The following is a 25,450-nucleotide window of genomic DNA, read 5'->3' on the forward strand; positions in this document are numbered from 1 at the left end:
GAAATGCCCTCGTAGCGGAGCTACTAGGGCATCCCGGCGCCTTGCCGTCGACCGCGCCGGACGCCGCTCCTTCTCCCGAGGACCATTGCCCCCCAGGTCGTAAACTGGCCCGCATGATCCGCCTGCTGCTGGCCGAGGACCAGTCCATGGTCCGCGAGGCGCTGGCCGCGCTGCTGTCCCTGGAAGACGACCTGGAGGTCGTCGCGCAGGCCGCCCGCGGCGACGAAGTGCTGCCCGCGGCCCGCGCCCGGCACGTCGATGTGGCCCTGCTGGACATCGAGATGCCCGGGGTGAGCGGCCTGGACGCGGCCGCCGCGCTCCGCGCCGAGCTGCCGCACGTGAAGATCGTCATCCTCACCACCTTCGGCCGCCCCGGCTACCTGCGCCGCGCCATGGAGTCCGGAGCCGACGCCTTCCTCGTCAAGGACGCCCCCGCCGCCCGGCTCGCGGACGCGGTACGGGGGGTGCTGCGCGGCGAGCGGGTCATCGACCCCGTCCTGGCGGCCGCGGCGCTCGCCGACGGCGCCAGCCCGCTCACCGACCGCGAACGCGACGTGCTGCGCTGCGCGTCGGGCGGCGCCACCAACGCCGAGATCGCCGGCACCCTGAGCCTCTCCCAGGGCACCGTCCGCAACTACCTCTCCACCGCCATCCAGAAGACCGGCGCCCGCAACCGCGCCGAAGCGTTCCGCACCGCACACGACAAGGGCTGGCTCTGAGCGCGCGCCCCGCCGCCCGTGGCGGCATTCAGTTGAGCAGCGCGCGGGCCTCGGCCGCCTGACCGCGCACCGCGGCCGCCACGGCCGGATCGACCGCCTCCACCACCCGCGCGTACTCCTCCAGTTCGGCCGCCCCCGCCGCGAACTCCCCGCACCGCACCAGCAGTTCGCCGTGCTGCTGCCGCAACTGCGCCGGATGCCGCGGCAGCAGCAGCGACAGCTCGACCGCCCACAGCCCCACCGCGCTGTGCTCGGGCCTGGCCTGCGCCCACGCCCGGATGTTGTTCAGGATCCGCAGCACCACCTCCAGCGGATCGGCCGGCCGCAGCATCCGCCGGTCGAGCCGCGCCCCGGTCGCCCCGGCGACCAGCGCCGCCGCGTCCTCGCCGGACAGCGGCCGCCCGCCGTCGAACGGATCGGCCAGCACGTGCGACCCGTGCGGATCGCCGAAACCGACGACGAAATGCCCCGGCAGCGCCACCCCGTACACCGGGGCCCCGGCCCGTCTGGCGACCTCCGTCCACACCACCGACAGCAGGATCGGCAGCCCGCGGCGGCGCCGCAGCACCTCGTGCAGCAGGGACGACTCCAGCCGCCGGTAGTCGGCCGCGGTGCCGCCGAAGCCGCAGCGGGTGCCCAGCAGCGCGGCGACGTGCCGGGCCCAGTCGGCGGGCCCGAAGGCGGACGGGCGGTGCGCCGCACGCCCGCCTGCGGTGACCGGCCCCTCGGCGGGACGGAACGGCAACAGCCCCGCCAGCCGGTCCAGTTCGATCTGCGCCGCGTCGATGCCCGCCTCGTCCAGCGCCGGATCGGCCTCCGCCGCGATCAGCAGGCACAGCAGGGCGAGATCGGGCCGCTCCGCACGCGCGGCCGCGGCGAACCGCTGCCGGCGGGCGGCCCGCGCACCCTCCGGCTCCGGTCCCCGCGGCCCGCGCGAGGCGCCCCCGTTCAGCGCGCACCGCCCTGGGGAGCGCGCCGGTAGTGATAGCCGTGGTGGTCGGCGAACCCGAGCCGGTCGTAGAGCGCGCGCGCCCCGTCGTTGTCCGCCTCGACCTGGAGGTACGCGGCGGACGCCCCCTCGTCCAGGGCCCGTTCGGCGAGCGCGGCCATCACCAGGGTGGCAAGACCGCGCCGCCGCAGCGCCGGAGCCACCTCGATCGCCGCGAACCCGGCCCACCGGCCGTCGATCACACAGCGCCCGATCGCCTCCGGTGTACCGCCCGCCCCCGGCACCGTCGCGAACCACACCGAGGGCCCGCCCGTGAGCACCTGGTGCACCTCGGGCCCTGGCGGCCCGCCCACCCGGTGGTACAGGCCCAGCCAGGCCGCGTCCGGCTCGCGGGACAGCCGGACGCGCGCGGTGTCGGCCCCGGTGTCGGCGAGCGGCGCCAGCGCCGCCGTTCGCACCCGGGTGGGCGCCTCGGCCGGCCAGCCGCGGCGGGCCAGTTCGCCGTCCAGCGCCTCGCCGGTGTCCGGGCGGCCGGTGGTGACGACGATGCGGGCCGGCAGGCCGCGCTCCGCGTACCAGCGGGTGGTCCGCGCCAGCGCCTCGTCGAACGGGACCTCCGGGTCACCGAGCGGCAGCGCCGCGTTCGCCCGCCGCGTGAACCCGCCGGCCGCGCGCAGCAGCCATCCGCCGATGCGCTCCGTCTCGACGGCGGGCCAGCCGCGCGCCGCCACCTCCGTCAGCTCCCGCGCGTCCGCCGCCGGGCCCCGCCTGCGGGCCGGCTGTGCCGGCACCACCTTCGCCGCGACCAGTGACGCCTCCCCGACCCGGACCGTCCCGCCGTCGCGTCGTGTGATGCTCAGCACACCGTCGTTCCACGATGTGAGAACACCCACCGCGTCCGTGAACGCCCACTGACCCTCCCCGGCCTCTGTGCGGCGCCGGACAGATACCCTTTTGCCCACGTCAGCAGGGGTGATGCGGACTTCAGCGCGACCACCGGTCATGAATTCCACCGATCTTCCCGCCCCTCTTGTTCGTCTCGTGCCCGGGAACGGAGATACTAGGTGCGGGCACATCGACGACGCCGCGCTCCCGCGCGCCCAGCGGCGGTACTGCCAATCGGTCCGCCGGCCCTACCGAGGAGGAACGACAGCGTGACCTACGTCATCGCGCAGCCTTGTGTCGACGTCAAGGACAAGGCATGCATCGAGGAGTGCCCCGTCGACTGCATCTACGAGGGCTCCAGGTCCTTGTACATCCACCCGGACGAATGCGTCGACTGCGGGGCCTGTGAGCCGGTCTGCCCGGTGGAGGCGATCTTCTACGAGGACGACACTCCGGATGAGTGGAAGGACTACTACAAGGCGAATGTGGAGTTCTTCGACGAGCTGGGCTCGCCCGGCGGCGCCAGCAAGCTCGGCCTGATCGAGCGCGACCACTCCTTCATCGCCGCCCTGCCGCCGCAGAACCAGTAAGCGGTCGCACGGCGCCATCGTTCCCGTACGGCCCTGTACGGGATCCGGGGCGTGTCCGGTGACCAGGGCGGGCCCCTGGTCACCGGACACGCCCCAGGCGTTTGTGCCGACGTTCCCGACGCCGGCCCGTCCGAGAAAGAGAGCATCGTGGGCGCAGTCTCCTCCCTCCTGCCGGTCTTCCCCTGGGACCGGCTGGAGCCGTACAAGGCCACGGCGGCCGCACACGCCGACGGCATCGTCGACCTGTCCGTCGGCACCCCCGTCGACCCCGTCCCCGCCGTCATCCAGCAGGCGCTGGCCGACGCGGCCGACAGCCACGGCTATCCGACGGTGTGGGGCACCGCCGCCCTGCGTGACGCGCTCACCGCCTGGGCCGGCAGCCGCCTCGGCGCCCGCGATCTCGCACACACCAATGTGCTGCCGATCGTCGGCTCCAAGGAACTCGTCGCCTGGCTGCCCACCCAGCTCGGCCTGGGCCCCGGCGACAAGGTGGCCTACCCCCGCCTCGCCTACCCCACCTACGAGGTCGGCGCCCGGCTGGCCCGCGCGGAGCCGGTCGTCTACGACGACCCGACCACCCTCGACCCGGCCGGCCTCAAGCTGCTCTGGCTCAACACCCCGTCCAACCCCACCGGCCGGGTGCTCGACGCCGACGAGCTGCGCCGCATCGTCGCCTGGGCCAGGGGGCACGACGTCCTGATCGCCAGCGACGAGTGCTACCTCGAACTGGGCTGGGAGGCCGACCCGGTCTCCGTGCTGCACCCGGACGTCTGCGGCGGCTCATCCGAGGGTCTGATCGCCGTCCACTCGCTCTCCAAGCGCTCCAACCTCGCCGGCTACCGCGCCGCGTTCCTGCTGGGCGACAGCGCGGTACTGGGCGAGCTGCTCCAGATCCGCAAGCACGGCGGCATGATGGTCGCCGCGCCCGTCCAGGCCGCCACCGTCGCGGCCCTGGGCGACAGCGGGCACGTCGCCGAACAGCGCGAGCGCTACGCCCGTCGGCGTGCCGCCCTGCGCACCGCCTTCGAGGCGGCCGGTTTCCGCATCGAGCACAGCGAGGCATCGCTCTACCTCTGGGCGACCCGCGACGAGCCCTGCTGGGACACCGTCGGATCCCTCGCCGAACGCGGCATCCTCGTCGCTCCCGGCGACTTCTACGGCACGGCGGGGGAGCGGTTCGTACGGATCGCCTTCACCGCTACCGACGAGCGGGTCGAGGCGGCGGTACGGCGCCTGGCGGACTGACGCCGCCGTCCGGGACGCCGCGACGCGCAGGGGCCCGGGGAGAGCGCACTCCCCGGGCCCCTGCGCGTTCTGTGGCGGGCGGGTCAGCCGCCGACCGGCAGGCCGCCGAGCAGGCCCTTGCCGGGAAGGCTGTGCGTCACGCCCTGGACCGCGTCGGTGCTCGCCAGGCCCTTGACCGCGTCGGTGGCCAGCGTGTTGGTCGACAGGCCGTGCCTGGCGGTGTGGCCGAGCAGGTCCTTGGCGCCCTTGGCGGCGCGCTGCGTGGTCGGAGCGGCCTTCTCGACCACCGGGCCCGCGGTCTCCACGAGGGCCGGGGCCAGCTTCTGGGTGGCGGCGGTGCCGGCCTTGTTCACCACGTCGACACCGTCGCGGGCGGTGTGGTCGAGCGTCTCGCTGGTCTGCGGCGAGTCCAGGCTGGTCACTCCGCCCAGGTCGGACGCCTTGGACAGGTCCACGGCGCTCGCGGAGCCGGCCGCGGCCACCATGGGAGCTGCACTCGCTGCGACGAGCAGGGCGGCTCGTGCGATCCGACGCGAAACGGGGAGGGACATGGTGCTCCTTTTACGGAAAGGGCGCGTACTTCCGGCAGATGCGCCGGGTACGCCGGGCGGACGGACGCACTGACTACCGCGTCAGACCCCCGAAGGTTGCGGTGAACATGGGTAAAGAGTTGGTAACGCGTCACATAATCCGCACTGGCTGAAGACGGGCAATATGTGCATCGCTCGATGCCCTGTGGAAACGTCACGGTCCTTTGCGTGCAAGGGAGATGAGGGGAAGTGTCGACGCCTCGGCGATAACTCCCGCCGCGATAAAGGGAATTACCGTCGGTGCCTCTGTCGGGGGACGGTGCGGACTACTGCCCGGCGATGATGCGCACGTCGTCCGAACTCTGGCCCGGAGCCGCGTCACCCGACGCCTCCTGCCGCACCCAGCCCTTCCCCGAATCCGCCGCACGCCAGGTCTGCCCGGCATAAGAGATCTGTTCGATGTGCAGCTCGGCAGAGTGGGCCATCGCCCACATGGCCACCTCCCAGCCGTGCCGCGACCCCTCGCCCTTGCCCGAGTCCTTGGCCGTGGCCGGCACCCGCACCGTCCGCTCGTCGCCGCCCGCGGCCTTCCCGTGCGGCAGCACGCCGTTGCCGAACTCGCGGACCAGCTTCTCCCGCACCCGTGTACCGCCGCCGGACCTGCCGTCCACCGGCCGGCTCTGCGTGCACGACATCGCCGCCCCGGCCCGGCCGGTGAGCGCCCCCGCCAGCTGCGTGGCGTTCCCCTCGTGCTGCGCATAGGCCCGCGGGAAAGCGCTGCGCTGCACCCGCTGGGCCGCCTCCGTCAGCGGCAGCTCGGTATACCCCCGCACCTTCACCAGATGCGTATAGAACTCCCCGGCCGAATAGACCGGATCCATGATCTGCTTCACGGTGCCCCAGTCCTGCGAAGGCCGCTGCTGGAAAAGCCCCACCGAATCCCGGTCGCCGAAATCGATATTGCGCAGCTGGGATTCCTGCATGGCGGTCGCCAGCGCGATCGTCACCGCCCGCTCCGGCAGCTCGCGCGCCGAGCCCACGGCCGCGATCGTCGCGGCGTTCGCCGCCTGCTCGGGTGTCAGTTCGTACGGCTGTGCCCCGCCGTCCGCCTGCACGGTGCACCGCGGAGCACCCGGGCCGCCGGTCACGTACTGCACCACCAGATAGACGGCGAGACCGAGCAGTACCGCGAAGGCCGCGGTGATACGCCAGAGGCGCCTGCGGCGCGGGGGAGCGGAGGACTGAGCTGACACGGACCAACCGTACTGGAGCTGGGCCGATAGGGTCGGCCTCATGGAGCGCTCCCCCGACCACCCCGCCCTCGACCTGTCGCTCGACGCCGCCGCGCTCACCGCGCAGCTCGTCGACTTCCCCTCCGAGAGCGGCAGCGAAAAGGACCTCGCCGACGCCGTCGAGCACGCCCTGCGCGCGCTCGGCCACCTGACCGTCGACCGGTACGGCAACAACGTCGTGGCCCGCACGCAGCTGGGCCGTGCCGAGCGGGTGGTGCTCGCCGGGCACCTCGACACCGTGCCGATCGCGGACAACGTCCCGTCCCGGCTCGACGAGAACGGCGTCCTGTGGGGCTGCGGCACCTGCGACATGAAGTCCGGCGTCGCCGTCCAGCTCCGGATGGCCGCCACCGTCCCGGCCCCCAACCGCGACCTGACCTTCGTCTTCTACGACCAGGAAGAGGTCGCCGCCCACCTCAACGGCCTCGGCCACGTCGTCGACGCCCACCCCGACTGGCTCGAAGGCGACTTCGCCGTCCTCCTGGAGCCGTCCGACGGCCAGGTGGAGGGCGGCTGCCAGGGCACCCTGCGGGTCCTGCTGCGCACCACCGGGGAGCGCGCCCACTCCGCGCGCAGCTGGATGGGCGCCAATGCCGTCCACGCCGCCGCCCCCATCCTGTCGACGCTCGCCGCGTACACCCCGCGCCGCCCGGTGATCGACGGCCTGGAGTACCGCGAGGGCCTCAACGCCGTCCGCGTCGAGGCCGGCGTCGCCAACAACGTCATCCCCGACGCCTGCACGGTCACCGTCAACTTCCGCTACGCACCCGACCGCACACCGGAGGAGGCGCTGGCGCACGTACGCGAGGTCTTCGCGGACTGCCGGGTGGACGAGTTCGTCGTCGACGACCACTCCCCGGGCGCGCTGCCCGGCCTCTCGCACCCGGCGGCCAAGGCGTTCATGGAAGCGGTCGGCGGCAGCGCGATGCCCAAGTTCGGCTGGACCGACGTCTCCCGCTTCAGCGCACTCGGCGTCCCGGCGGTCAACTACGGGCCCGGCTACTCGCTGCTCGCCCACAAGAAGGACGAGCGGGTCGAGACCGACCGCATCCTGCACTGCGAGGAGCGGCTGCGCTCCTGGCTGACGGCCTGAGCCGCAGGACCGGCGGTCGTCCCTCCGCATACCAGCCGAATTCCCCTGGGCTTCACACGACTGGATCTACGCTTGACCGGTAACGATCTGCCAGCGGAGGGAGCACATCATGGCCAGTCCCGAGGGAGCCGAGCCCCCTGAGGAGCAGCGGCTCGGCCCCGTACTGCGCCGTCACGACCAGGTGCAGGCCGGCACCACCGACCAGCGGCTGCTGGACTCCGAAGGCCCCTCCGAGTGGGTGCACACCGACCCCTGGCGCGTGATGCGCATCCAGTCGGAGTTCGTGGAGGGCTTCGGCGCGCTCGCCGAGCTGGGCCCGGCCGTCAGCGTCTTCGGCTCCGCCCGCACGCCCCGTGGGTCCACCGAGTACGAATCCGGCGTACGGCTCGGAGCCGCCCTGGTGGAGGCCGGTTTCTCGGTCATCACCGGTGGCGGCCCCGGCGCCATGGAAGCGGCCAACAAGGGGGCGAGCGAAGCCGGCGGCACCTCCGTGGGCCTCGGCATCGAGCTGCCCTTCGAGCAGGGCCTCAATGAGTACGTGAACCTCGGCGTCGACTTCCGGTACTTCTTCGTCCGCAAGACCTGTTTCGTGAAGTACGCCCGTGGGTTCGTGGTGCTGCCCGGCGGGCTGGGCACTCTGGACGAGCTGTTCGAGGCGCTCACCCTCGTCCAGACCCGCAAGGTCACCCGCTTCCCGATCGTGCTGTTCGGCACGTCCTACTGGAGCGGCCTGGTCGACTGGCTGCGCGAAACCCTCATCGCCGAGGGCAAGGCGTCCCTGCGCGACCTGGAACTCTTCCACCTCAGCGACGACGTGGACGAGGCCGTCGCCCTGGTGACGAAGGAAGTGGGGCCGGGGGCCAGGTAGGGGCGGGCCCGCGGTGCCCGCGCGGCCGTGTCAACGACGCGGAGTACCCGGGGCCGGGACCGTGCGGGGAACGGTCCCGGCCCGGCCGGGACGCCGGGTGCCGCGGTGCCCTGTCAGGCGGTTCCGAGGTCTGCGGCGACCTTGTCGGGGCTGAGCACGTCCTCGCCGTACAGGGTGTGCAGCCAGTTGGCGCGGTAGATGGTGCCCAGATAGCGTTCGCCGAGGTCCGGGGCGATGGCCACCGCCGTGAGGTCGTGTGTGTCGTGCCGGGAGAGCCACTCCACGGCGCCGCTGACCACGGTGCCGGTGGAGCCGCCGAAGAGGAATCCGCGCCGGGCCAGGCGGTGGCAGGCACGGATGGTGTCGGCCTCCTCGACGCGGATCACCTCGTCCACGTAGGACTCGTCCAGCAGCGGCGGCTGGACGCTCGTTCCCAGGCCGGGGATCATCCGGCGGCCCGGCTCGCCTCCGAAGGCCACCGAGCCGACGCTGTCCACCGCCACGACCTGCACCTGCCGGTGCAGCTCCCGGAAGTAGCGGGCACAGCCCATCAGAGTTCCCGTGGTGCCGGCGCCGATGAACAGGACGTCAAGGCGCGGGAACTGGCGGGCGATGCCCGGCGCCGTGGTGCGGTAGTGGGCCTTCCAGTTGTCCGCGCTGGTGTACTGGTTCAGCCATACGTACCGGTCGTCGGCGTCGCACAGCGCCCTGACGTGGGCGATCCGCGCGCCGAGCAGACCGCCGGTGGCGGCCGGTTCGGTGACGATGTGGACCTGGCTGCCCATCGCCTCCATGAACCGGCGTGCCGAGAGGTTGCAGCGCGCGTCGGTCACGCACACGAAGCCGTAGCCCTTGCTGGCGGCGATGATGCTCAGGGCCGCGCCCAGGTTCCCCGACGAGGACTCGACGAGGATGGATCCCGGCTTGAGCGTGCCGTTCCACTCGGCGGCCTCCACCATCTCGGTAGCTGCCTTGAGCTTGATGGAACCGGCGAAGTTGAAGCCCTCGCACTTGAGGAACAGGGGATGCCCCACGATCGACCGCAGGTCCACGTAGAGATCCTCGGCGTTGAAGTCCATGGGTACGGAGATGATCGTCATGACGCCCCCTTCATCGGCGGCAGCGCTGTCGGCCGGTCAGCCATGGCGGCGCAGTTCGTGGAAGAAGCCGTCGACGAGGTGCAGTCCGCCGGCGCGGGCCACCTCGTCGTAGACGTACTTGCCCACCGCGAGATCCAGCACCCCCAGTCCGAAGGGCGAGAACACCACGGTCCGGTCCGCCGGCACCGTCACCCGCCCCGAGGTCACGTCGTCCAGCGTGCCGGTGAGGAAGTCCCTTCTCCCGGTGCGCTGTTCGGCCAGGTGCGGCGAGGTGTCGGCCTTGAGGCAGTGCTCGATGTCGTCGACGAAGTTGGCGGAGCCGAGCACGATCTCGGGGTCGAGGTCACGCAGCGAGATGTGCAGCACCAGCGGGTGGTGATCGAACCACGACAGGTCGCTGACGTGCGGCGCTCCGGCGACGGTGGCGAAGACGACCAGGTCGCTGGTGCGGATCAGGTCCTCGGCGCTCCGGTGCACGGTGATCCACCCGTCGGCGCCGGACTGCTCCAGGTAGAGGCGGAATCCGGCGGCGCTGTCGGCGGACAGGTCGTGCACGCCGATCCGGTCGAACTCCCAGCCGGTTTCCGCCAGGAAGGTGTGGATGTAGCGGGCGATCAGGCCGGTTCCGAAGAAGCCGACGCTGCGGGGGCGCGGCCGGCCCCGGCTGAGCCGGTCGGCGGCCAGCGCGGCGGACGCCGCCGTCCTGGTGGCGCTGATGATCGAACTCTCCAGGCAGGCGAACGGGTACCCGGTGTCGTGGTCGTTGAGGATCAGCACCGCCGAGGCCCGGGGGACTCCGGCCGCCACGTTGGCGGGGAAGCTGGAGATCCACTTCATGCCGTCCACCGGGGACTGCCCGCCGAGCGAGGCGGGCAGCGCGATGATGCGGGAGGCCGGCCGGTCGGGGAACCGCAGGAAGTACGAAGGGGGATTGACCGAGTCGCCGGCGCCGTGCAGCCGGTAGGTGGCTTCGACGAGGTCCACGACCTCGCGCGCCCGCCCCTGGAGCGCGTGCTCGACCTGGGCTCCGGGGATCACCGCGAACGACGGCACGGAGTGCGGCGCGGGAGCGGTGGGCCGGTGATCGGTGGAGTGCTGGGTGGTCATGGGGCGGTCACCTCAAGGGTTGGCGAGCAGTCGGTCAGGGACACCCGGTCGGCCAGCGCGACCAGGACTTCGCGGGGGCCTTCGAACGGCTCCCTGCTGTGTGCGGTACCGATGTTGTCCACGAGCATCAGGTCGCCGGCCTGCCAGGGCTCGCGTGCGGTGTGGGCCTCGTAGACGCCGTTCAGCAGCTCGATGACGTCCGCGTCGATGGGATCGCCGTTGCCGTAGCAGGTGTTGAACGGCAGCCCGTCGGCGCCGTAGAGGTCCACCAGGTACTCCCGGATCTCGGGGGCGAGCGTCCATTCGTTGAGGAAGGCGATCTGGTTGAACCAGCACCGCCGGCCGGTGAGCGGGTGGCGTACCACGGCGCTGCGCCGCTGCCGGGTGTGCAGGGAGCCGTCCGGATGCCACTGGAACGCGATGGCGTGGGTGCGGCAGTAGCGTTCGACGGCGTCCCGGTCATCGGTGCCGAACGCCTCGGCGACGGAGGCCCCGATCTCGTCGTTGTAGGTGCGGGTCAGCAGCCAGCCCTGCCGCTCGAACCGCTTGACCAGTCTCCTGGGGAGCGCCTTCAGGACCGCGGCCGCGTCCGCCACCGCGGTCGCCCCGCCGTCGTCGGGCGCGCTCAGGCACGCGAAGAGCATCAGGCGGGGGAACTCCACCGTGTAGCTCAGCTCGTGGTGCATGCACATCGGCTGGTTCGACGGCCACTTCGTCGAGGAGTACACCCCGGTGTCGTAGGTCCGCCGGGGCGCGAAGCTCTCGGTCTCCGTCATCAGGTCGGTGGACAGTTCTCTGAAGGCCGCCACGGTTTCGGCCGCATCGCGCAGGCCGAGTCCACGGACCAGGACGGAGCCGTGCTCGGTGAGGGTGGCGCGCAGGGCGTCCCGGTGCCGGGCCGCCCAGCGTGCCGGTTCGCCGTCGGGCTCGGCCAGGAGCATCGGTGGACTGCCGGGCCGCAGGGCCACGTTGAGCAGGTGCGTTGAGGGAGGCGATGACATGTGGAACCTTTCCGTGGCGGGCTGGTGCGGGGGGTTCGGTGTGCCGCCGTCGGCGTCGTTGCGGTTCAGGTGGGGGTCGGCGCGGCCGCGCTGTGCAGGACGGCCTGTGCGGCCGCGGCGGGGCGGGTGCGCGGGAAGTGGTGACCGCCGTCGGGGAGGCGGTGCAGATCGACGTGCGCGGCCAGGCGGCGCCAGTCGTGGTGCGGTTCGCCGGGGCCGGCCGTGATCGGGTCGTCGTCGGCGATGACCAGGGTGAGGGGGGCGGTCAGTTTCGGGGTCGGCGGGTGGTCAAGGATGTCGGCGAAGTAGTGGTGGGCGGCGACGCAGTCGTGCCGGTAGGCGGCGCCGGTGTGTGCGGCACGGCGGGCATCCTGGGCGCCGCGTGCGGGGCCGTCGCCGTCCGCGACCAGTTCCGCGCCGATCTCCGCGGCGCTCCGTGCGGCCAGGGCGTCGGCAGCCGCGCGCCGGCCGGCGGCTTCGCCGAGCAACTGCGCGCCGATGAAGACCCGTTGTACGGGCACCTGGCGGGCGTGCAGCAGCCGGGCCGTCGCCACGGCGAACGCGGCGCCGGCGGAGTGGCCCCACAGCAGGATCCCGGTCAGGCCGCGCCGGGTGATCTCGGCGGCGGCCTGTTCGGCCACCTGCTCCAGCGGCGCGAAGGGCTCACGGTCGGCGGCCAGGTCGTGGCCGGGCAGTTCGACGGCGTGCAGCGCGAAGCCGGCCTTCCGCAGCGCCTCGGCCATCGGGCGGAAGCTGATCGCGTTGCCGCCCGCGTACGGGAAGCAGACCAGGTGGCCGCGGGGCTCGCCCGCCGGTTCGGCGAGGGTGTGCAGCAGCCCGCGGTCCCGCTCGCGGCGGCCGTCCAGCAGATCGGCCAGGTCGGCGAGTACGGGGTGGCGGGTGAGGTCCTTGAGGGAGAAAGCCCGGTCGAGCGCGATCACGAGCTTCACCGCCGCCAGTGAGGTGCCGCCGCGGTCGAAGAAGTGGTCCTGCCGGCCGATCCCGTCCTCCGGGACGCCGAGCGCCTTCGCCCAGGCGCAGGCCAGCCGCCGCTCGGTGGACGTACGCGGCGGGCGGTGCTGCTCCGCAGGCTCCGCGGGACGGGCGGCGAGTCCGGCGAGCGTCTTCTTGTCGATCTTGCTGTTGGCGGTCAGCGGCAGCTGTTCCTGCCAGTGGAAGGACGTGGGCACCATGTACGCGGGCAACGACTCCCCGAGGTGCTCCCGCAGGGCGTCGGTCTCCAGGGTCTGCGGGCCGCAGTAGAAGGCCACCAGGTGCTTTCCCTGACTGTCGCCTCCGGCCACCACGACGGCGCCGTCGCGGACGCCGGGCACCCGCAGCAGCGCGTTCTCGATCTCGCCGATCTCGATCCGGAACCCCCGGATCTTGACCTGGGCGTCGCGGCGGCCGAGGAACTCCAGCTTCCCGCCGGGCAGCCAGCGGCCGAAGTCACCGCCCTGGTAGAGCCGCAGGCCCGGACGGTGCGGATCCTCAAGGAAGGCCAGCCGGGTGCGTTCGGGGTCGTTGACGTAGCCCCGGCCGACGCAGACCCCGGAGAAGACGATCTGGCCGGGGGCGCCCAGCGGCACCGGCTCCAGATGCTCGTCGACGACGTAGACGTGCACGTTGTTCACGCACGGCCCGAGGGGGATCCGGTCGCCCTCCGGTGCCCGTTCCATCACCTCGTGGTTGGTGTCGTCGGAAGTCTCCGTCAGCCCATAGGCGTTGACGAGCCTGACCCCGGGCCGGGCCGCGAACCAGCGCTGCGCCAACTCCTTCTTCAGCGCCTCTCCGGTGACCGAGACGCACCGCAGGTCCGGCAGCGGGCGGGGGTGCCGTTCCAGGTGGGTCAGGACGGCTTCGAGGTAGGACGGGACGACCTGGAGGACCGTGATCCGCGCGTCGGCGAGGGTGTCGACGAAGCGCTGGACGTCCAGGACCACCGGCTGCCCGACCAGGTGCGTCCGTCCGCCGACCAGCAGCGCGGAGACCAGCTGCCACAGGGAGATGTCGAAGCACTGGGGAGCGGTCTGGGCGACGACGTGGCCCTCCGCGATCCCCAGGTCGCCGATCTTGGCGTAGAGGTGGTTGAGGAAACCCGCGTGCTCGCACATCGCGCCCTTGGGCTCGCCCGTGGAGCCGCTGGTGAAGTAGATGTACGCGAGCTGGCCGGCGGCGACTTCCACGCCGAGGTCGCCCGCGGGATGGCCGGCGGCGAGGGCGGCGTCGATGCGGAGCGTACGGGTGCCGGGGAGGGTGGCCAGGGCCTGGTCCAGGGTGGCGGTGCTGCCGGGCTCGGTCAGCACGAGGCCGCACTCGGCGCGGGTGAGCATGGCCGCGATGCGGTCGGCCGGGAAGTGCGGCTCGATCGGAAGGTAGACGCCGCCCGCCTTGAGGACGGCCAGCACGGCGGCCGTCCAGTCGAGGTTGCGCTCGGTGACGACGGCCACCACTCCCTCGCGGGCCAGGCCCTGTGCCAGGAGGGCGCGCCCGAGGCGGTTGGCGCGGTCGTTGAGCTCCCGGTAGGTCCACTGCCGGTCGCCGTGCACGGCGGCGACCGCGTCCGGGTGGGCCCGTACCCGTTCCTCGAACAGTTCGTGGAACCGGCGGTCGGGCAGGTCGCGGTGGGGTCCGGCCAGCCCTTCCAGCTGGAAGCGGCGTTCGGAGGCGGAGAGCAGGCTCTGCGGTCCGTGCGCGGTGTCCGGGCCGTCGGCGAGGCGGGCGAGCGCGGTGAGGTGGTAGCCGGCGATCCTGGCCGCGCTCTCCGCGTCCAGCGCCTCGGTCCGGTGCCGCAGCCGCAGGGTCAGCCGTGCCCCGCGCCGCACCACCGACACCCGCAGCACGGTGCCGTCGGCGGGCTCTCCTGCGTCCCCGGACAGGTCGAGTTCGGTCTCGAACAGCACGGTTCCCAGGCCGAGTTCGCCCGCGATGTCCTGCACCGCGTGGTGCCGGTGCGCGAGCACGTCCGTTCTCGTCCGGGCGGCCTCCCGCACCAGATCGCGCCAGGTGCCGGGGGCGGTGGAGATCCGGCAGGGCAGCGCGGGGCCACCGTCGGCCGCCAGGTAGCCGCAGGTCACCTCCTGCTCTCCGGACAGCGCGGCGAGCACCCTGGCGTGCGCGGCCAGCAGGACCGCGTCCAGGGGGACGCCGTGCGCGTCGGCCCACCGGTCAAGGCGCGCCACCAGGTCGTCGGGCAGCGGCAGTTCGTGGGTGGCGGCGCCGGTCACCGGATCGGGGGCCCAGCGCGGAACCGCGGTGAACCCTCCCATGGCCAGGGCCGTTCGCCAGTACTCTCGGTCGTCGTCCGTCGGCTTCATCATGGGGCTCCCTCTGCCGGCTCCTGCCGTGGCGCCGCTGGTGTCCGGCCACGGCAAGGCGCCGGCTCGTGCTGTGCTGGGTGGTGGGCCGGCCGTGGGGTGTCCGTCAGCGCGGCATGCTCTCGGTGGCGGTCGTGCCGCCGGATCAGTGGCGCTGCGACGGCAGCGGGCTTCCGGCCGGTGCCACGGGCGCAGGTCCGGTGCCCGTCGGGGACGTCCGCCGGCGGCGGAGGCCCGTTTCGGCGGCCGGGTTTCCCGCCCACCGCGCGTTCCGGGGCACGTCCTCGCCCTTCATCAGGAAGGAGTCGGCGGCGAGTTGCGCGCCCTCGCCCATCGTCACGCCGTAGTGGACCAACGCGCTCACTCCGATGGTGCATCCGGCGCCGAGCGTGCTGTGGTCGGACTTGAAGGTGCCGTCTTCCTGCGAGTGGCACTGGATCTTGCTGCCGGCGTTCAGGGTGCAGTCGTCACCGACGGTGGTGAGCGTGCGCTCGGTGAAGTTGCAGCCGTCGTCGAAGAGCCTGCGCCCCAGCCGGACGCCCAGCAGCCGCCAGAGGACGCTCTTGAAGGGAGTTCCGTTGAACGCGTTGAAGTGGGTCTCGGGCACCTTCCACAGGCGCTCCTGGTGCCAGAAGGCCGGGTCGTAGATGGAGCGGACCTCCGGCCGCAGGGAACGGAAGCGCGTCATGGTCCGCTCGACCAGTGCGTAGTAGACGGCGGTGAACGCCATGGCGCACACCAGGAATCCGGCGTCCAGCAGGCTGCCGACCCAGTCTTCGCGGTCGGCGGTCCCCAGGCTCAGCAGGGTCAGCCCGAAGAAGTGCACCCACCGCATCAGCAGGACCAGGCCCATGGTGCGGAGGTTGTAGCGGTTCTTGGCCGCCAGGCGCCGGCGCAGTTCGTCCCCGCTGCGCAGGTGATCGAAGCGGATGTCGCGTTCCACCGAGCGCGGGATCTCGAAGGAGGGCGAGCCGAGCAGGCCCACTCCCGTGCGGATCTCGCCTTCGAGCGGGACCATCACCTTGGTCGCCAGGAGGCAGTTGTCGCCGGTGCGGCCCCCGGCGGGGTAGGCGATGAAGTTGCCGAGGAAGTTGTTCCTTCCGATCTCGGCGGGGGAGACGCTGAAGGAGGTGCGGGAGAACTCGGCGTTGATGACCGACAGCCCGTCGGCCACCATCGTGCCGCGGCCGACGAAGCTGAGGAACGGCGAGTCGTGCTGCACCGCGCTGCCGAAGTTCGAGCCGGTCTGCTCGACGTGGGAGAGGTGATACCCCAGGCGCTGGAAGTAGTGGACGATGTAGGAGCTGTCGCCGAAGAGCCAGATGAAGAACTTGAGGTTCGTCATGCGCGCGACCGTGCGGTAGGTGGCGTAGCGGAAGCTGTACAGCGGATAGACCTTCCCGGGCTCGATCACCCGGTTCAGCAGGCGCGGGACGGTGACCACCACGGCCGACCCCACGAAGACGAACCCGAAGAACAGGATGAGGGAGAGGGCCAGGGCGTTGAGGTAGAACGCGCCTGTGGTGAGGGGCTGTTGGTCCAGATCGCCCCAGCCTCCCAGCTCGGGCAGTTCGGACCACAGCACGGAGACGACCGAGATGGTCAGCGGCAGGACCACCAGCATCATCTTCGCGAGGTCGGCCGCACCGAAGAGGGCCCGCCGCAGCGTTCCGCACTGCGCCGGCGCGATCCGTACGTAGTTCAGCTCCGTGGGCTGCGCCGGCGACCCGTGCCACCGCCGGCCGGCCGGCACGGCCCCGCCGCGGTGCAGGGTGGAGGTGTGGCCGAGCTGCGCCCCGTCGCCCATCGCGGTGTCGATGTCCAGCACGGTCCGCTCGCCGACGAACGCGTTCCGGCCGAGGGTGACCGCTCCCGTCTGGATCCGCCCGGCGTGGGCCCGGTAGCAGAGGAAGAACACGTCCTTGCGGACCACCGTTCCCGCGCCGATGGTGAGCAGGTCGGTGCAGACGGGGACGTGCCGGGACAGGATCGTGACGTGCTTGCCGATCTTCGCGCCGAGTGCCCGCAGATAGAGCACGTAGACGGGACTGCCGACGAGCAGCACCATCGGGTTGGCGTGCACCAGCACCTTGACGATCCAGAAGCGCAGATAGGTCGCCCCCCAGACCGGGAACTCGCGGGCCGTCCACCGCCCGATCAGCAGCCACTTGGCCACGACCGGGAACGCACACAGGCCGATGAATTCGGCGCTGCCGAAGACGATTGCCCGCACGTAGACGCCGAGCGGGCCCCGCCCTGCGGAGACCCAGTCGTAGCCTCTCGTGCTGGCGAATGCGACGACGTAGGAGTACCCGAGGAAGAACGCCAACTGCGCCGCCCCGCACGCGACATAGCGCATGGTGCTGCCGGGAAGTGGCGTTTCGCCGGGGACCTCGGGAGACGCGGTGGGCTCGGGGACGGCATCGGCGAATGCCGCCGCCAGACGCCGGATCGTCGGGTACTGGTAGATGTCCTTCATCGACACCGGCGGAAGGTCCACCCGCTTTCTGACGCGGGCGCAGAAGTGCGCCATCACCAGCGAGTCGGCCCCGAGATCGTCAAAGAAATGTCCATCGGCCGACACCTGTTCGGTACGTACCACTTCGGCGAGCAACTCGGCGAAGGCCGTCTCCAGGCCGGCTGCCGGCTCCGTTCCGTCCGTAATGGCCGGTACGCTTTCGCCCGGACGGCCGGACGTGGCATCGGAAGGTTCTCTCCCCACATGAACTCCTTGAGCGCCTGATGCCCGGATGTGCGGGCTGAATATGATTCACGGGGCGTGCGGACGGGATATCCGAGGGAGCCGTGGCCGGTGGATAACGAGTCGATGCGCAGCGGGGCGGAGAGCGCGTCCACGGCGCATTCGCACGTCGTCCAGTACGTACGCGTGCGCCGGTTGCGCCACCCGAGCGGGAAGGCACGGTATTTCCGCTGCGGGCCGTCGGATCCGCGGCTCGGTTTCCCGGAATGTGTGCCCGGGGGCGCGGCAACGTGCGCATCGGTCGGCCGGCGACCCCCTCACGGCTTCGAACAATCACTCCGAATCAGTTCCGACAGCACCCGGGCGATCAGTTCCGACATAGGCCGAACGTTGCATAGGGATTCCCGCACACGGCTCCCCCTTTCTGATCCAACCGAATGGGATCGTTGAAGAACGTAGGGCCCTGTCCGGTGCCGAGACAGTCAGGTGCAGGCCAACAAAAATCACGCTCCCGCACGGAGCGGAAAACGATCAAACCTGCGACCTCGGAATGTCTGGCCACTGCATGACGCATTCAGTACATGGCGTTCGCCACCTGCTGCTCCGCAGCTTTCCTGCGGCCCCGGCGGACGGGAAATCTCTTCCGTCTGTCCCTCGAAAGCCATATAAATGCTACTTATCGGGTGTGGCGCACACGGCCCAAAAGGCACAAAAGCCTAAACTCGCCGAGCGGGGAGTTGGCCTGCCTGCTCATCGGCAGTAAACGGGACTGGCGCAAATCGGCCTACGCGTCTCGTTCCCTTGATAAAGATTTATCCTGGCTCCGGTAACGACGCTCCACAATCCGGCAAACTCTCCGCCGGGGTGCGTCGAGAATATTTTTATATCCTTCTTTCGGAATGCATTCCGTCCAGCCCCACTCGAAACGCTGGACTCACGAATACCAGGAATCCCTCCACTGCCCCGGACCGGCAACAGGCCACCGAGGCAGCACCAGGGCGCTGCCGTAGTCCGGCCCGGCCGGACGGAGGACCTAGGCGAGCCCCCGCCGTGCGACCGCCGGCGCCCGGTGGCCGGCGATCGAGGCCACCATGTCCAGCACCTGGCGGGTCTCCGCGACCTCGTGGACGCGGTAGATCTGCGCCCCGAGCCAGGCGGACACGGCGGTGGTCGCCAGGGTGCCGAGCACCCGCTCCTTGACCGGCTTGTCGAGGGTCTCGCCGACGAAGTCCTTGTTGGACAGCGAGACCAGCACCGGCAAGGGGGTGTCCCCTGCTCGCGCGAAGCCGAGAGCTTGGGGAACGGCCGCCGTCATCTCGCCGAGCCTGCGGGTCGCCTCCAGGCTGTGCCGGGTGTTCTTCCCGAAGTCGTGCCCCGGGTCGATCATGATCGCGTCGCGCCGTACGCCCAACTCCAGGGCCCGCTCGGCCAGTCCGAGCGTCACCCGGAGGATGTCCGCCATCACGTCCTCGTACGTCACCCGGTGCGGGCGGGTGCGGGGCTCGACGCCGCCCGCGTGCGTGCACACCAGGCCCGCGCCGTGCCGCGCGGCGACCTCGGCGAGCTTCGGATCGACGCCGCCCCAGGCGTCGTTGAGGACATCCGCCCCGGCTTCGCAGACCGCGTCGCCGACATCGTGCCGCCAGGTGTCGACGCTGATGACCACGTCCGGGTGACGCTTCCGTACCTCCGCGACGAAGCCGACCGTGCGGCGCGCCTCCTCCTCGGCGGTGACCTCTTCGCCAGGTCCTGCCTTGACGCCGCCGATGTCGATGATCGCGGCGCCCTCGGCGACGGCCTGCTCGACGCGGGTCAGCGCGGGCTCGTCCCGGAAGGTGGCGCCCTGGTCGTAGAAGGAGTCCGGGGTCCTGTTCACGATCGCCATGATCACCGGCTCATGCGCGTCGAACTCGCGATTCCCCAGCCGCAACATTGCCAACTCCTTCTCCGTGGTCCGCCAGCGACCCTAACTGTCACACCCGCATGGCACGATCGGAGGAGGTGCCTCTTCCGGGGAGTTGGTCGTGTTCTGGTTCTTGCTGATCGCCATGGTCGTGGTGGTCGCCGCGGTCACCCTCGTAGTCGTCGGCGGGGACCGCGGTGGCCTGCGCGACGCCGAGCCCGACCGGCTGTACGACCCGCTGCCCCCGGAGCGGCCGCTGGCCCGTGCCGACGTGGACGCGGTGCGCCTCCCGGTGACCGTCCGCGGCTACCACATGAACGACGTGGACGACGTCCTGGACCGGCTGGGCGCCGAGCTGGCCGAGCGGGACGCCAGGATCGCCGAGCTGGAGGCGGCGCTCGCGGGCGCGCACGCGGCGGCCATCGGCGGCCCGGAGCTGATCAGCGAAGCCGGGTCAGGGCGGCCGCAGGATTCCGGGGACGAGGCGGGAGAGGCGGGAGAGGCGCCGGAAACGGCCGAGGAGACGCATACGGGGGCCACGGGGGCCACGGCGGAGCCGAAGGACCGCCGGGGAGCCGAGGACACGGACGAGCCGGATGAGCTGGACGAGCCGGATGAGCCGGACAAGGAGAGCGGGCGGCAGGACGTCACGCCCGGGTCCGCGTCCGGCGCACACAAGGGGGAGGACCGGTCATGACCGATGTGGTGACGGCTCCGGACGGCGTCCCGCGCTGTCCGTGGGGCATGGAGTCCGAGAAGATGGCCGACTACCGCGTCTACCACGACAGCGAATGGGGCCGGCCGGTCCACGGCGACGACGCACTCTTCGAGCGGATGTGCCTGGAGGCGTTCCAGTCCGGCCTTTCCTGGATCACGATCCTGCGCCGCAGAGAAGGCTTCCGCACCGCGTTCGCGGACTTCCGGATCGCCGAGGTGGCGCGGTTCACGGACGAGGACGCCGCGCGGCTGCTCGCCGACCCCGGGATCATCCGCACCCGCGCCAAGATCGCCGCGGCGATCAACAACGCCCAGGTCGCGGCCGCGCTGGCGCCCGGTGAACTGGACGGCCTCATCTGGTCGTACGCACCCGACCGGGACGGCCGCCCGGTGCCGCGCCGGATCACCGACGTGCAGCCGACCACGCCCGAGTCGACGGCGCTGGCCAAGGACCTCAAGAAGCGCGGCTTCCGCTTCGTCGGCCCGACGACCGCGTACGCCATGATGCAGGCGTGCGGCCTGGTCAACGACCACCTCGCCGGCTGCCACGCCCGCGCGGCGGCGGAGGCCGCAGCACGGTAACGGCACTCCCCGGGCGCCGAGCGGCCCCGGGAGTGCCGCTCTCCGGCCGCCTACCGTCCCAGATACACCGGCTTCTCCTTCTTGACGAAGGCTTCGACGGCGATGTGGTGGTCCTCGGACGCCCCGGCCCGCGCCTGGAGTTCCTCCTCCTTGCCGAGGGCCTCGGCAAGGGAGTGCCCGGCGCCGAAGGCGAGCGATTCCTTGAGCGCGGCATAGGCGACGGTCGGGCCATCGGCGAGGCGGCGGGCGACGGCCGCGGCCTCGGCGGCCAGCTCGTCGGCGGGCACGACCTTGTTGGCGATGCCCAGTTCCTGCGCCTCCTGGGCGCTGACGCTGCGCGGGAAGAGCAGCAGGTCGGCGGCGCGGCTGTGGCCGATCAGCCGCGTCAGCGTCCAGGACACCCCGGAGTCGGCGGTGAGGGCGACCCCGGCGAAGGACGTGTTGAACGAAGCGGAATCGGCGACGACGCGGTAGTCGGCCGCGAGCGCGAAGCCCGCTCCGGCGCCCGCGGCGACCCCGTTCACGCCGGCGACGACCGGCTTGGGCATCTCGGTCAGCGCGGTGACGATGGGGTTGTAGTGCTCGCGCACGGTGCTCATGGTGCTGCCGGTGCCGTTCGCCCGGTCCTCGCCGAGCAGCCCGATGTGCTCCTTGAGGTCCTGCCCGACACAGAAGGCGCGCCCGGTGGCGGTGAGCAGCACGGCGCGCACGGCCGGGTCGGCCGCCGCCTCCTGGAGGGTGTCCCGCAGCCGTACCTTCGCCTCGACGTTCAGCGCGTTCATCGCTTCGGGGCGGTTGAGAGTGATCGTCGCGAGTCCGTCGGTCACGTCGTAGAGCACGGTGTCGGCCATAAGTGGGAGTTCCCTCCGTCGTGGGCCCAAGCTGCTCGGCAGTGGCAGTCAGCGCTCAGGATGCCGGAGAACATCGGCTTCCGGCATGTGACGTACATCAAAGAAAGGAGGCGGAACCGGTGCCGAAGGGTGGCGCAGTATCGCAGTCCCCTCCCCGAATTGAGTGGTTTTGGGGGAGGAGGTCGGTGAAGGGATGCTGTCCGATGTTGGTCATCGGGTCGTTCGATGCGGGATAATGGCCTGGAAGCAATGTGTTCGATGCCGGTGACGCGTGCCTACAGGGGCCGTTGGCCGTCGGCGGACGATGAGCTGGTTTCAGGAAGGGGAACGAGCATGGCGGCCATGAAGCCGCGGACGGGTGACGGCCCGCTCGAGGTGACCAAGGAGGGGCGGGGCATCGTCATGCGCGTTCCGCTCGAAGGCGGCGGGCGACTCGTCGTCGAGCTGACACCCGACGAAGCCAAGGCCCTGGGTGAGGCCCTGGAAAAGGTCACCGTCTGAGAGGGCGGCCCGACTTGCTGCGGTCCCCGGGGAGCTAACCCCCGGTCCCCAGCCGATACGACGGCCCCGGCAGATGGCACGCGTTCACCGCGCGCCGTGTGCCGGGGCCGCTTCGTTTCCGTGATTCCGCACGGGGGCTCCGTTCTCACGCGGGGCTCCGTATCCGCTCCCGGCCCTGCCCGCGGTGGTTCAGCCGCGCTTGACGGCGCAGAGCAGCCCGTCGCCGACCGGCAGCAGGGACGGCACCAGCGCGGTGCTCTCCCGGATGGCGCGCAGCAGTTCGCGCAGCCGCAGCACCTCGGCAGGCTGCACCGAGGAGTCGACGGTGCGTCCGTCGGCGAAGACGCCTTCGAAGCAGACCAGGCCCCCGGGGCGGAGCAGCCGCAGTGCTTCCCCCAGGTATTCGATGCACTCCATGAGGTCGCCGTCGCAGAAGACCAGGTCGTAGCCGCCGTCGGCGAGCCGGGGGAGGACGTCCAGGGCGCGGCCGGGGATGAAGCGGGCGCGGTTGCCGGCGAAGCCCGCCTCGCGGAATGCCTGCTTGGCGAAGGTCTGCCGCTCGGGTTCCAGGTCGACGGTGGTGAGCACGCCGTCCGGCCTCATGCCGTGCAGGAGGTAGATGCCCGACACGCCGGTGCCCGTGCCGATCTCGGCGACGGCCTTGGCGCCGGCGGTGGCGGCGAGCATGCGCAGCGCCGCGCCGGTACCGGTCGACACCGTACGGATTCCGGCATCGCGTGCGCAGTCACGGGACCAGCGCAGGGCGATGTCGGTGGTGTCGTTGATGGTCCCGGCGCCGTACGCCTCGGCGAATGCCAAGCCCGTCTGCCGGTTGCCGGTAATGGCCCTCTCCTGTCCCCGTAGTTGACGCAACCGTGACTGTATCCGCTGCGTGCGGGAACCCGCAGATGGGACCGGGCGTTAACAAGGGGCAGGGGGGATGCGGCGGTGAAGACCGATCGAGACACGAAGCAAGACCAGAAGCCGGACCAAATGCAGGTCAAAACTGCTTATCCGGAGCTAACGGGCGAGGTGGATATGGTAGGGGCTCTACTGGACACCACCAGAGCCACCAGGGGAGGTGCGGCTGCGACGGGTGACCGAAGGGCGCCGAGGCGCTTGAGATGGTCGTTCGCCGAGCCGAAATCCGTGACACACACCGCTGACCGTCGCCGCGCCCACGAATCCGCACCTACCGCGAGCTTCGCCGCAGACGCGGATGCGCAGTGGACTCCGCCCAGCTGGGAGGAGATCGTCAGCACCCACAGTGCACGCGTCTACCGCCTCGCCTACCGCCTCACCGGCAACCAGCACGACGCCGAGGACCTCACCCAGGAGGTGTTCGTCCGCGTCTTCCGCTCGCTGTCGACGTACACCCCGGGCACCTTCGAGGGCTGGCTGCACCGCATCACGACCAACCTCTTCCTGGACATGGTCCGCCGCCGGCAGCGCATTCGCTTCGACGCGCTGGGTGACGACGCCGCCGAGCGGCTGCCCAGCCGCGAGCCGTCCCCGCAGCAGCACTTCAACGACACCCACTTCGACGCCGACGTCCAGCAGGCGCTGGACACCCTCGCGCCCGAGTTCCGCGCCGCCGTCGTGCTCTGCGACATCGAGGGCCTGTCGTACGAAGAGATCGCGGCGACCCTGGGCGTGAAGCTCGGCACGGTCCGCAGCCGGATCCACCGCGGGCGCTCGCACCTGCGCAAGGCACTCAAGCACCGCTCACCGGCCGCCCGCGCCGAAGAGCGCGAGCAGCAGCGGTCGCTGGCCGTGGTGTCCACAGGGGAGGTCGGAATCGCGTGATCGGCAGTGGCGGTGCGTCCCCCGCCGAGCAGCATCTCGGCGACCGCCTCGCGGCCCTGGTCGACGGCGAGTTGGGCCATGACGCGCGCGAGCGGGTGCTCGCGCATCTCGCGACGTGCGGAAAGTGCAAGGCGGAGGCCGACGCCCAGCGGCGCCTCAAGAGTGTCTTCGCCAGGACCGCGCCCCCCGGTCCGTCCGAGGGGTTTCTGGCGCGTCTGCAGGGCCTGCCGGGCGGCGACCAGGACGGCCAGGGAAGCAGGCCGGCCGGCGGCCTGGGCGGCGGATTCGGACGGCCCGAGCTGGGCAGCAGCGGCGGCTCCTTCGGCTATCTGCCCTCCGACGCGCATGCGCTCGGCGCGGCCGCGCAGCCGCGCCGACGCGGCTTCCGGATACATGAGACCGAGCGGCCTGCGCCCCAGCGGCGGCGGTTCGCCTTCGCCGCGGCCGGCGCCGTCTCGCTCGCGGCCATCGCACTCGGCGGCGCCCTGCCGCTGGAGGCCGCCGTCGACGCACCCAACCGCCAGGAGGGCGGCAACGCCGTCACTCCGCTCAGCGCGGAGGACGGCAGCGATCCGCTGCGCAGCGGGGGCTTCCTGACCGCGGGCGACGCCCGTTCCGCGGTCGGCGGCCCGACCGTCGCGCCGGCCCCCAGCTCCATGGGCCTGTACGGCCCGTCCTCGCCGCGGCCCCCGGTTTCCCCGTCCGCTCGCGTCTCGACGGACGGCAGGTTCGGCTCCGCGCCCCTGATGGCGCCCACGGACCGCGCGGTCGACGCGCACCTCGCGCCGCTCGCCGTCGGCAGCGTCCATTACCCCCGCGCGCACACCCCGCCGCTGGAGCGCGAGCGGCCGCTGATCGGCTCCGCCTCCTCGCCCGCCCCCGCCGGCCAGGGCTCCGCTGCCGCCCGACGCTGACCGTCCGCTGCGTCCTGTCACAGGGAACTGGTTGAATCCCTGTGGGCGGCGCGTATCCCTGCCGGGGCGCGGACCGCGAGGTGGCGGTGGCCCGTGGGGAGCCGCGGGCGAATTGTGGGGAGAGCATGGACGACGGTACGGCCGCCGGGTCGAAGCTGAAGTGGTGGAGCCGCCCGGGACGCACCCCGGAGACACAGCCGGCCGCCGATACCGGCCCGCACCGGCCCCTGCCCCCCGCCGAACCCGGGACGCGGCCACAGCCGGACGAGGCCCCCGGGGCGCGTCCGGAGATACCCGGCCGGGGTACGACACCTGACACGGCCTCTGCGGCGACGACGGAGATGCCCGCCGCCGCTGCCCACCCGGCCGCCACACCTGCTGCCGCCCCCGCTGGGCCCGACGGGTCAGGACGCCCTGCGGCAGGGCCGCAGACGGCCGTTCAGCGGGGCGGGGCGGAGGGCGCGGACGCTGCCGGGCCCGGCAGCACCGACGCCCGTGACGCCGGGCCTGTCGAGAGCGCGACGGCGGCAGGAGCTGCTGCAGGCGGGCCGGGTGACAACGGAAGGCCGGACGACGCGGCCTCTTCCGGCACGATGCCGTCCGACGTGGTCTCTTCCGCCACGATCGCCCCTTCCGCCCCAGCCACGATGACCCTCGGCAAGCTGCCCGCCGATGCCGTCACCGGCGCCCCCACCGACGTGGCAGCCCCGCGGCCCGCTACGGACAGCGTCCCGCCCGCCCCCGATGCGGCCCCGCCCGCCGACTCGGCCCCGGCCCCC

The 25,450-nt window shown here is 71.8% G+C and carries 21 protein-coding genes and 1 pseudogene; 10 read left to right on the forward strand and 12 right to left on the reverse strand.

Annotated features, from left to right (window positions below; all coding sequences use genetic code 11):
* Positions 1-113 precede the first annotated feature (113 nt).
* On the forward strand, positions 114-719 hold the full coding sequence (locus LIU39_RS31765) for a response regulator transcription factor (protein WP_227050408.1): 606 nt from the start codon (positions 114-116) through the stop codon (positions 717-719).
* A gap of 28 nt (positions 720-747) precedes the next feature.
* Here the strand turns inward: LIU39_RS31765 and LIU39_RS31770 are convergent, their stop codons facing one another.
* Positions 748-1,671 (reverse strand): transglutaminase-like and tetratricopeptide repeat-containing protein, encoded by a 924-nt coding sequence (locus LIU39_RS31770; protein WP_227050425.1) that lies wholly within the window; start codon positions 1,669-1,671, stop codon positions 748-750.
* The gene (locus tag LIU39_RS31775; protein WP_227050409.1) at positions 1,668-2,681 is read right to left on the reverse strand and encodes a GNAT family N-acetyltransferase; all 1,014 of its coding nucleotides are present in this window, start codon (positions 2,679-2,681) and stop codon (positions 1,668-1,670) included. Before LIU39_RS31775 ends, LIU39_RS31770 begins: the two co-directional genes overlap by 4 nt.
* 141 nt (positions 2,682-2,822) lie before the next feature.
* Between LIU39_RS31775 and fdxA the strand changes: the two genes are divergently transcribed.
* Entirely contained in the window at positions 2,823-3,143 is a 321-nt protein-coding gene (fdxA, locus tag LIU39_RS31780) for a ferredoxin (protein ID WP_227050410.1), read from the forward strand.
* Between the two features lie 147 nt (positions 3,144-3,290).
* Positions 3,291-4,388: a succinyldiaminopimelate transaminase gene (gene dapC, locus LIU39_RS31785; RefSeq protein ID WP_227050411.1), complete on the forward strand. Its 1,098-nt coding sequence runs from the start codon at positions 3,291-3,293 to the stop codon at positions 4,386-4,388.
* 83 nt (positions 4,389-4,471) lie between these two features.
* Here the strand turns inward: dapC and LIU39_RS31790 are convergent, their stop codons facing one another.
* Positions 4,472-4,939 carry an ATP-binding protein gene (locus tag LIU39_RS31790; protein ID WP_227050412.1) on the reverse strand — a complete coding sequence of 156 codons (468 nt, stop codon included), beginning with the start codon at positions 4,937-4,939 and terminating at the stop codon, positions 4,472-4,474.
* A 305-nt stretch (positions 4,940-5,244) separates the two neighbouring features.
* The gene (locus LIU39_RS31795; protein WP_227050413.1) at positions 5,245-6,171 is read right to left on the reverse strand and encodes a VldE C-terminal domain-containing protein; all 927 of its coding nucleotides are present in this window, start codon (positions 6,169-6,171) and stop codon (positions 5,245-5,247) included.
* 40 nt (positions 6,172-6,211) lie between these two features.
* On the opposite strand from LIU39_RS31795, the gene dapE reads away from it, so the two are divergent.
* Complete coding sequence (gene dapE, locus LIU39_RS31800; protein WP_227050414.1) at positions 6,212-7,303, forward strand: succinyl-diaminopimelate desuccinylase; 1,092 nt, start codon at positions 6,212-6,214, stop codon at positions 7,301-7,303.
* A gap of 109 nt (positions 7,304-7,412) precedes the next feature.
* Entirely contained in the window at positions 7,413-8,171 is a 759-nt protein-coding gene (locus LIU39_RS31805; RefSeq protein ID WP_227050415.1) for an LOG family protein, read from the forward strand.
* A gap of 113 nt (positions 8,172-8,284) precedes the next feature.
* On the opposite strand, the gene sbnA is transcribed toward LIU39_RS31805, so the two are convergent.
* From sbnA to folP, 6 genes are all read right to left on the reverse strand, one after another.
* A complete protein-coding gene (sbnA, locus tag LIU39_RS31810) occupies positions 8,285-9,271 on the reverse strand; it encodes a 2,3-diaminopropionate biosynthesis protein SbnA (RefSeq protein ID WP_227050416.1) in 987 nt (328 codons plus the stop codon).
* Between the two features lie 36 nt (positions 9,272-9,307).
* Positions 9,308-10,378 carry a 2,3-diaminopropionate biosynthesis protein SbnB gene (gene sbnB, locus LIU39_RS31815; RefSeq protein WP_227050417.1) on the reverse strand — a complete coding sequence of 357 codons (1,071 nt, stop codon included), beginning with the start codon at positions 10,376-10,378 and terminating at the stop codon, positions 9,308-9,310.
* Positions 10,375-11,379, reverse strand: a complete 1,005-nt coding sequence (locus LIU39_RS31820) for a TauD/TfdA family dioxygenase (RefSeq protein ID WP_227050418.1) — start codon at positions 11,377-11,379, stop codon at positions 10,375-10,377. Before LIU39_RS31820 ends, sbnB begins: the two co-directional genes overlap by 4 nt.
* 65 nt (positions 11,380-11,444) lie before the next feature.
* Positions 11,445-14,699: a non-ribosomal peptide synthetase gene (locus LIU39_RS31825; RefSeq protein ID WP_227050419.1), complete on the reverse strand. Its 3,255-nt coding sequence runs from the start codon at positions 14,697-14,699 to the stop codon at positions 11,445-11,447.
* A gap of 142 nt (positions 14,700-14,841) precedes the next feature.
* Entirely contained in the window at positions 14,842-17,418 is a 2,577-nt protein-coding gene (locus LIU39_RS31830) for a Pls/PosA family non-ribosomal peptide synthetase (protein WP_372464124.1), read from the reverse strand.
* 1,012 nt (positions 17,419-18,430) lie between these two features.
* Positions 18,431-19,330, reverse strand: a complete 900-nt coding sequence (gene folP / locus LIU39_RS31835) for a dihydropteroate synthase (protein WP_227050420.1) — start codon at positions 19,328-19,330, stop codon at positions 18,431-18,433.
* Positions 19,331-19,421: 91 nt separating this feature from the next.
* On the opposite strand from folP, the pseudogene LIU39_RS31840 reads away from it, so the two are divergent.
* Together LIU39_RS31840 and LIU39_RS31845 are read left to right on the forward strand one after the other, a co-directional pair.
* Positions 19,422-19,817, forward strand: a pseudogene (locus LIU39_RS31840) (DivIVA domain-containing protein); the annotation flags it as partial.
* A gap of 176 nt (positions 19,818-19,993) precedes the next feature.
* Positions 19,994-20,599, forward strand: coding sequence for a DNA-3-methyladenine glycosylase I (locus LIU39_RS31845; protein ID WP_308409441.1), 606 nt, complete (start codon positions 19,994-19,996; stop codon positions 20,597-20,599).
* A 50-nt stretch (positions 20,600-20,649) separates the two neighbouring features.
* Here the strand turns inward: LIU39_RS31845 and chcB are convergent, their stop codons facing one another.
* Complete coding sequence (chcB, locus tag LIU39_RS31850; protein WP_227050421.1) at positions 20,650-21,450, reverse strand: 2-cyclohexenylcarbonyl CoA isomerase; 801 nt, start codon at positions 21,448-21,450, stop codon at positions 20,650-20,652.
* A gap of 333 nt (positions 21,451-21,783) precedes the next feature.
* Here chcB and LIU39_RS31855 point away from each other — a divergent pair, with 333 nt between their 5' ends.
* Positions 21,784-21,951 (forward strand): DUF3117 domain-containing protein, encoded by a 168-nt coding sequence (locus LIU39_RS31855; RefSeq protein WP_003985072.1) that lies wholly within the window; start codon positions 21,784-21,786, stop codon positions 21,949-21,951.
* A 189-nt stretch (positions 21,952-22,140) separates the two neighbouring features.
* Here LIU39_RS31855 and LIU39_RS31860 read toward each other — a convergent pair whose 3' ends face one another.
* Entirely contained in the window at positions 22,141-22,824 is a 684-nt protein-coding gene (locus LIU39_RS31860) for an O-methyltransferase (protein ID WP_227050422.1), read from the reverse strand.
* 165 nt (positions 22,825-22,989) lie between these two features.
* On the opposite strand from LIU39_RS31860, the gene sigE reads away from it, so the two are divergent.
* Together sigE and LIU39_RS31870 are read left to right on the forward strand one after the other, a co-directional pair.
* Positions 22,990-23,757, forward strand: a complete 768-nt coding sequence (sigE, locus tag LIU39_RS31865; protein WP_227050423.1) for an RNA polymerase sigma factor SigE — start codon at positions 22,990-22,992, stop codon at positions 23,755-23,757.
* On the forward strand, positions 23,754-24,671 hold the full coding sequence (locus tag LIU39_RS31870; RefSeq protein ID WP_227050424.1) for a zf-HC2 domain-containing protein: 918 nt from the start codon (positions 23,754-23,756) through the stop codon (positions 24,669-24,671). Before sigE ends, LIU39_RS31870 begins: the two co-directional genes overlap by 4 nt.
* Positions 24,672-25,450 lie beyond the last annotated feature (779 nt).

The organism is Streptomyces pinistramenti (genome assembly GCF_020564935.1).
Classification (GTDB): Bacteria; Actinomycetota; Actinomycetes; order Streptomycetales; family Streptomycetaceae; genus Streptomyces; species Streptomyces pinistramenti.